The organism is Ruegeria sp. CE9 (assembly GCF_056537425.1).
Window position 1 is genome coordinate 1 of sequence record NZ_JBQFRO010000092.1, and the last position, 1,045, is coordinate 1,045.

Annotated in this window: 1 protein-coding gene; it reads left to right on the top strand. The window is 59.4% G+C overall.

Annotated elements, in window-relative coordinates:
• Window positions 1–1,045: APC family permease (locus ACR0B3_RS24235; protein ID WP_480811270.1), on the top strand; the 1,045-nt coding region annotated here is incomplete at both ends.

The following is a 1,045-nucleotide window of genomic DNA, read 5'->3' on the forward strand; positions in this document are numbered from 1 at the left end:
TCGTCACAAGCTTCAGCGCCTACAGCTACATCAGGATGTCGAACAAATGGCCGTCCTCGGGTGGCATCGCCATGATCCTGCAGAAATGCTATGGCCCCGGAGCCATCGCGGGCGGGGCCGCACTGCTGATGGCGCTCAGCATGGTGATCGCGGAAAGCCTCGTCGCGCGAACCTTCGCCACCTATGTCCTGCGCCCTTTCGATATCGAAGGTGGCCCATTGGTCCCCGCTCTGGCTGTGGCCGTGATCGTTTTCGCCTTTTTGGTGAACATGGCCGGAAACCGCTCGGTCGGGCTGTTCTCGTTGATCATGGCCGCGATCAAGATCGGAGGCATAGCTCTGTTTGGCATCGCGGCCCTGTGGTCCAGTGGTTTTGCGTTCGCCGCGGCGTCCGAGACCTCACAATCCTACGGGCTCACGGGGTTCATCGCCTCTACGGCGCTGGCCATCCTTGCGTTCAAGGGATTCACCACGATCACCAACAGCGGAGCCGAGATCACTGAACCAAATCGCAATGTTGGCCGAGCGATCATGTTCTCTATCGGAATCTGCGTCGTCGTCTACCTGTTGGTCGCCTACGGGGTCGGTTCGAGTCTCACGATCGAGGAGATCATCTCAGCGCGTGACTATTCGCTGGCACAAGCGGCGCAGCCCGCCCTTGGACAAACCGGCTTCATACTCACGGTGATCCTGGCCGCTGTCGCAACGGCGTCCGGCGTTCTGGCCAGCGTCTTCGCGGTGTCGCGTATGCTGGCGATGCTGACCGACATGGAAATGATCCCGCACAGCCACTTCGGTATGCCAGGTCCCATCCAACGCCACACCCTGGTCTATACTGTCGTCATCGCCGCGACGTTGGCCGTGCTCTTTGATTTAGGCCGGATCGCATCCCTCGGTGCTTTCTTTTACCTCGTCATGGACATGATCATACATTGGGGCGTGTTCCGCTATCGTCGAGCAGACGTCGGCGCCTTCGGTATCGTGCTTTTGACTGCCCTGGCGCTCGATGCGATAGTACTGGCAGCTTTCACCGTGATGAAGCTTCA